The following is a 6,609-nucleotide window of genomic DNA, read 5'->3' as shown; positions in this document are numbered from 1 at the left end:
CTCGTCCACGTGCCACTTCCATTTGGAGTAAGCTCTCAATTGCTGAACACGCTTTCTTCGGATCTCTGACGCAAACATTGGGCCAAACCTGATCCACCGATACCGGACAGTTTCGTGGCTCACGTCGATGCCTCGCTCGTGTAACAAATCTTCGACATTTCGAAGCGAGAGTGGGAAACGGATGTAAAGCATCACCGCAAGACGGATGATCTCGGGACTGGTTTTGAAGTACTTAAAAGAGGCAAGATTGGTTATGGGCAAAAGCCACGCAACCACCCTGCCCGCCTCAAGCCAAGTTCTTCTGACAATACCTGCGGGACATTGCCGACAATAAGACAAAACTAAAACTCTGGTTTACGATAGGATAAACCGTTGCTTAGACGGCCAGTTTTTGATTTCAACCTCGTTCAAGCGCTCTTGTTTTTTTGCGCAACCAACTTATTCTTCAGGGATACTTGAACCGAAGAACTCGAACTTTCGAGTGCTACCCACTGTGATCGGTTTCTCGTTGGCAAAAAGACTGCTATCAAATGAGAACGAATTATCGGTTCCGATCATCTGAATGTGAGAATAAATGCGCTTAGCTCTTTTCATTCTCTTTCCGATTATGTTTATCGGGTTGCTTGTTTTTCTGATCTTTGGCTTGAAACCGCCCAACAGTATTAAGCTGGCCGCTGGCATAAGCGGCGGCGGATATTGGCAAGTTGGACAACTCTACAAAGCAGAACTTGCACGTGACGGCATTCAGGTAATTTTAGTTGAAACTGAGGGGTCCGTTGAGAACATTCAGAAACTTGTTTCTGGCGAAGTGGATGCCGCATTTGTTCAGGGTGGCCTGGAATTACCTCAGGACGAAAACTTACAGTCTTTGGGCGCCATTTTTCTTGAACCCATGGTGGTGTTCCGCGGAAAGTCTAGTCCAGTCGGGGCCAATGCAGGAGAATGGGGAGACATTCGCTTAGCTGCAGGAACCAAGGCGTCCGGTACTCGCGCCGCCGCTTTAGCACTAATTGAGGCCGCCGAGTTGCAAAATGTCGGCATAAACCTCGTCGATGTCGGGGGCAATGATGCGATAAAGGCGTTATATGCCAACGAAGCGGATGCGGCGTTGTTTGTCGCTCCACTCGATGCACCTTACCTTATGGATGCAATTTTTGATCCAGAAATCATTTTCGTCCCTATGGCTTTGGTCGATGCCCTTGCATTGAAACTTTCCGGAGCGAATTCGGTAACTGTACCGGCAGGATCAATCACACTTGACCCTCCGAGACCACCAGAGGACGTCAAGATCTTAGCATTGCGAGCTTCACTTATCGCCGCATCCGATCTGCACCCTGCAGTAACCGATAGGTTAGTGAATGCAGCAAAGAACATTCATAGCCAACCTAATATTTTGCAAAGTGCGCGCGAGTATCCGAACACGGCTTCACCTCCTGTACCACTGAACAAAATTGCCACAGAACTCATAAACTCTGGGCCAAACTTTTTGCATGGCGTCTTGCCATATTGGATCGCAGCGCAGTTTGGCAGCGTACTGTTATTGCTGTTGCCTTTGTTGTTCTTAGTACCGTTTTTGCGGATAGTCCCGTCCAGTTACGTGTGGTTTCAAAAGCGCCGGGTCTGGCGTTTTTATCAGCGTATCATGGCGCTTGAGGAGGAACTCAGCAAGGCACAGACCTCAACTGAGGTTGAAGAAGTCGCCAAAAATATCGAAAACGTGGACACCGCCCTTGCAAATCTGAATCTGCCGCTCGCATACCGCCGGGGGGCATATGATGCACGTTTGCACATAGACCTAATTCGACAGGAGATTGCGCGTCGTCAAACTGCAAAAAGTTGATGAAACCTCAACGTTCGCAAGCAAACCACGCTAAAATACCTTTTTAATTTGAGACTTCGATACAGGTGTGTGCTTTAGTTATTGCGTGTACGCCGCTTTGGGGTCGCAGCCATCGTTCGCAGAGATTTATTTAGCGGCGGCTGTGCTGAACGAATAGAGTTCAGATTATGCGTCATAGTTACTTGTATTGAGCGTTGTTAGGTTTGAACAAAATATGAGGTTAGGAAATGATCCGTTTAGCATCTATTCTGACTATCGCGCTTGCGGCTGGTGCGCACGCTGAGGACGTCCCAAGCACTCAACCTGGCGACAGAGAGTATTCCCCTTACCCACAGCAAGACTTCCCTAATCAGGTCTTTTTCGGTGACACCCATTTGCATACATCGTACTCTGCTGATGCCGGCATGATCGGGAATGTACTTGGCCCTGATGAAGCTTACAGGTTTGCCAAAGGCGAAGTCGTTACATCCAGCACCGGTGTCGAAGCGAGGTTGCGCCGACCATTGGATTTTCTGGTTATCGCCGATCACGCCGAGAACCTTGGTCTCGCGCCGTTGCTCTCAGCCAAAGATGCCACGCTGCTCTCCACGGCGTTTGGCCAGCAACTGAACGCAGCTGTCGAGGCCGGTGATCCCGTTGGCGCATGGTCGATTTGGAGCCAAGCCAAGTCCACTGGCACAGACCCATTGGCGGATTATCAGGAGATTTACCAAACGGCGTGGAGCAACATTACCTCTGCCGCTGAGGCTCACAATCAACCGGGTTTGTTTACTGCGCTTATCGGGTTCGAGTGGACCTCAAACCCACAGCGGAACAATCTGCACAGGAATGTCATATTCAACGGTGACAAAGAGGGCGCTGACAAGATCATCCCGTTCTCGAACTTTGATAGCTTTGACCCCGAAGACCTTTGGGCATGGATGGAACAAGCCGAAGAGACAACAGGCCAAAAGCTGCTCGCGATCCCGCACAATGGCAATTTGTCCAACGGGTTGATGTTCGACGAAGTGCGCTTGTCCGGCGAAGCGTTCGACGTTGAGTATTTCAAACAGCGTGCCAAGTGGGAACCGATCTACGAAATCACGCAAATGAAAGGTGACGGCGAAGCACATCCCATGCTGTCACCAGACGATGAATTTGCTGACTTCGAAACGTGGGACAGAGGACAACTTGGACCAGAGCCCAAGACACCGGAGATGCTTCCACGCGAGTATGCGCGGGCAGCATTGCGGCGGGGGCTTGAATACGAGGCGGAAACAGGGACAAACCCTTTCAAATTTGGCGTGATCGGTTCAACCGATGCTCATACATCGCTGTCCACGGTTGGCGAGGACAATTTCTTCGGGAAAGTCGCGGCTGTTGAACCTACTGCTGACCCGATCCGATTTGAAGAAGTCGTCGGCGGCATTGGTGGTGACGAGAGTGTTGCCCAATATGCATGGCAGACTTCGGCGTCGGGTTTGGCGGCCGTTTGGGCAAGGGAAAACACACGCGAGGCCATTTGGGATGCTTTTGCTCGGAAGGAGGTTTATGCGACCACGGGGCCGCACATGCGTATTCGCGTTTTTGCCGGATTTGAATTCGACGAAACAGACCTGCCACGTGCGGATTTTGCCGCGTATGGATATGAAAATGGCGTCCCGATGGGGGCGGATTTGCCAGCGGACAAAGACGGTCGATCTCCGCGCCTACTCATCCGTGCGCTCCGCGACCCCGATGGGGCCAACCTCGACCGTATTCAGATTGTCAAAGGCTGGCTGAACAGTGACGGCACAACTTCGGAACGTGTTTATGATGTTGCTTGTGGCGGGCGTGAACTTGTAAACGCGGCGTGTGACGGCCCGGTTGGCAATACGGTGGATGTAGAAAACGCGTATTGGACAAATGACATCGGCCAGGCAATTCTCGCCGGATATTGGAAAGACCCGAACTTCGACCCGACGCAAAGCGCGTTTTACTATGTCAGAGTGCTGGCAATACCAACGCCGCGTTGGACGACATACGATGCAAAGGTGTTCGGAACGGAGATCCCAGACGAAGCGCCGCGCTCGATACAGGAGCGGGCCTACACATCACCAATTTGGTACACACCTCAGGGATGAGTGATATTAGGTTAAGACTAAGTATCACTTAGTCTGCTCTGGGCTCGGTGCAGACATTCATTGCAATCTGCTAAACGTCTGACACCTCTCCAGAGATACTTAGGCGGCGACACAGCACAACAGCACGAGCCTAACTCTTGTCGTTATTGACAGACCGTTTTGGGCTCGAAGCGGTCATCCGGCGCTTTCTGTCGGGCTTGCAACTTGTCCTGAAAGGTGTTGTCAGGCGAATTCGAACCAGTCTCAGCTAGGCCAGTAGAGCTGTCCTTTATTCAGCACAAAGACCGCGCCACTCGGCGAGAGCGGCGGCGCGGGTCAGCTTGAAGGTGTCTCGGCTGGCTAGCGATCTTTCCTAGTTGAAGTGGTTGTAGACAGAGGAGTGGACGAAAGCGAACTTCTGCCGATTTCGCATGCGCTTGAAACGCTGCATCGCGCGTTCTCTTCGTCGGAAAGGCAGGTGCGAGTTCTCGACGCGGTTGTTGAGCCACCTGCCCGTCTGCTGTTTTTCGGTAGCACCAAGCTCTGTGAGAGCGGCCCGGTACGATGCGAAGCGGTCCGTGACGACGTTTACCGCTTTACCGTGTCGCTTCATCAACTTCCTGAGGAATCTCAGTGCTGCAGCTTTGTTTCGACGTTTGGTGACAACTGCTTCCAACACTTCGCCCTCATGATCCACGGCCCGCCAAAGATAATGCCGCTTGCCAATTACCTTCACAAAAACCTCATCCACTTACCACTTCCGTTTGGAGAATATGCGCAGCTGCTGAACACGCTTACGTCTGATCTCAGCAGCAAACATCGGGCCAAACCTATTCCACCGATACCGGACAGTTTCGTGGCTCACGTCGATGCCTCGCTCGTGCAACAAGTCTTCGACATTCCGAAGCGAGAGCGGGAAACGAATGTACAGCATCACTGCAAGGCGGATGATCTCGGAACTGGTTTTGAAGTACTTGAAAGAGGCAGGATTGGTCATGGGCAAAAGCTACGCGACACCCCTACCCCGCTCAAGCAAAGTTCTTCTGACAAGACCCGCGCGCGCAACATTCGGACAGAAAAAACGGTCAAGGACCTTGATCTTGCGCAAGCATGCATCCTCAGCATCAGCCAGACAGAACGCAGCGGCTGAACGAACAGAAACGGGAAACGTCGTCCACCAAACTTGCCGCGTCGCGCCGGAGTGAACACCAATCTCAGTAGTCTTGATCGGAACCCCAGGTCAGCTTAGCGTTCATTCTGAATGAGCCCGAGCCGCTTAGCTTTAGCACACTGGAGCAAAACCGTATGAAATGGCCTTATCTGGCTCTGATTTACGTTTTGCTGATCTTGGCTCCTTTGGGTTTTTCTTGGTCTCTGGGATGGCCACCACGATCATTTCATCAAGAGCTCGCGTCCGGGCTTGGGATGCTTGCTTTTTCAATAATCTTAGTCGAGTACCTGCTGTCTGGACGGTTCAGGTTCATCTCTTCCGGTCTGGGTATGGATGTAACCATGCGAGTGCATCAGTTGATGGCGCGTACAGCACTCGGCTTTGCGCTGATACACCCGCTGCTATATCAGGGCACGCCTTCGGGCGGGCGCCGCCCGTGGGATGAAACAAACCAACTTACGATTTCGACCGAATTTTCTGTGCTGGTATCGGGCATCGGCGCATATTTATTGCTGTTCATTTTAGTCGCCTCGGCAATTGCCCGCAAATCCCTTGATTACAAATACGAAACATGGCGCCTCTTACACGGGCTGGGAGCCTTGGTGATCGCATGCCTGCTGTTGCATCACACGGTCTATGCTGGGCGCTACGGTGGGCATCCGCTATTGACGTATCTCTGGCTTGCCCTGACCAGTATTGCAGTAGGAACTTTACTGTATGTCTATCTCGTTCGCCCATTGCGTCAGAGGAAAAGGCCGTGGCGCGTCACTTCTGTGTCTCGACTAACACCGAAGCAATGGGAGTTGCGTCTCAAGCCTGATGGTCACAACGGACTAAACTTCGAAGCAGGGCAGTTTGCCTGGCTAAACGTCGGCCACAGTGCTTTTTCGCTGCATGAGAACCCATTCTCGATTAGTTCAGCACCCGCCGAAGGCCCCGAAGTTTCATTCGTGATAAAGGAGCTTGGGGATTTCACATGCGGTCTGGGACAGATCGCTCCGCAAACCACAGTCTATCTGGATGCCCCACACGGGAACCTGTCGATCAGCCACCGCACTGAGACAGGCATTGTTCTGATCGCAGGTGGTGTCGGGATCGCGCCCATGTCGAGCATTATGCGTCAAGTTCGACTGAGTGGAACACAACACGATCTCAAGCTTATCTATGGCAACCGGGTGGAGGAGCAGATTGCTTTTCGCCAGGAGTTGTCCAAAGAAGAAACAGTATTTGTTCTATCCGAGCCGCCAGAGGATTGGTCCGGAGAGACAGGCTTGATCGACGGTCATCTGTTGGACCGCAATTTGTCTTCTGAACAATTTGAAAGCTGGCTTTTTGTTCTCTGCGGCCCCCCTGCCATGATGGACACGGTCGAAGATCATCTGATTGAGCGAGGCACCGCGTCACACCGGATTTTGTCTGAAAGGTTTGACTATGATTAGACTGATCAGAAACCTGCCCGCACGCAAGCAAGTGAAATTCGCAGTGTGGTTCATCGTTATTACAATCTTCGTCGCTGT

At 51.9% G+C, this 6,609-nt stretch carries 3 protein-coding genes and 2 pseudogenes; 3 read left to right on the top strand and 2 right to left on the bottom strand.

Annotated features, from left to right (window positions below):
- Positions 1 to 261, bottom strand: a pseudogene (locus ACR0MQ_RS21490) (IS6 family transposase); the annotation flags it as partial.
- A gap of 313 nt (positions 262 to 574) precedes the next feature.
- On the opposite strand from ACR0MQ_RS21490, the gene ACR0MQ_RS21485 reads away from it, so the two are divergent.
- Together ACR0MQ_RS21485 and ACR0MQ_RS21480 are read left to right on the top strand one after the other, a co-directional pair.
- On the top strand, positions 575 to 1,840 hold the full coding sequence (locus tag ACR0MQ_RS21485) for a TAXI family TRAP transporter solute-binding subunit (RefSeq protein WP_170776101.1): 1,266 nt from the start codon (positions 575 to 577) through the stop codon (positions 1,838 to 1,840).
- 227 nt (positions 1,841 to 2,067) lie between these two features.
- Positions 2,068 to 3,942, top strand: coding sequence for a DUF3604 domain-containing protein (locus ACR0MQ_RS21480; protein ID WP_170776102.1), 1,875 nt, complete (start codon positions 2,068 to 2,070; stop codon positions 3,940 to 3,942).
- A 268-nt stretch (positions 3,943 to 4,210) separates the two neighbouring features.
- On the opposite strand, the pseudogene ACR0MQ_RS21475 reads toward ACR0MQ_RS21480, so the two are convergent.
- A pseudogene (locus ACR0MQ_RS21475) lies at positions 4,211 to 4,918 on the bottom strand (IS6 family transposase).
- A gap of 308 nt (positions 4,919 to 5,226) precedes the next feature.
- Here ACR0MQ_RS21475 and ACR0MQ_RS21470 point away from each other — a divergent pair.
- Positions 5,227 to 6,531: a ferredoxin reductase family protein gene (locus ACR0MQ_RS21470; protein WP_170776153.1), complete on the top strand. Its 1,305-nt coding sequence runs from the start codon at positions 5,227 to 5,229 to the stop codon at positions 6,529 to 6,531.
- The last annotated feature ends 78 nt before the right edge of the window (positions 6,532 to 6,609 follow it).

Source organism: Ruegeria sp. AN6 (assembly GCF_056540425.1).
This window is presented reverse-complemented; position numbering and strand designations above follow the sequence as displayed.

Excerpts from the sequence above, each read along its gene's own strand:
- ACR0MQ_RS21485 (WP_170776101.1), top strand. The coding sequence starts at position 575 with ATGCGCTTAGCTCTTTTCATTCTCTTTCCGATTATGTTTATCGGGTTG.
- ACR0MQ_RS21480 (WP_170776102.1), top strand. The coding sequence starts at position 2,068 with ATGATCCGTTTAGCATCTATTCTGACTATCGCGCTTGCGGCTGGTGCG.
- ACR0MQ_RS21470 (WP_170776153.1), top strand. The coding sequence starts at position 5,227 with ATGAAATGGCCTTATCTGGCTCTGATTTACGTTTTGCTGATCTTGGCT.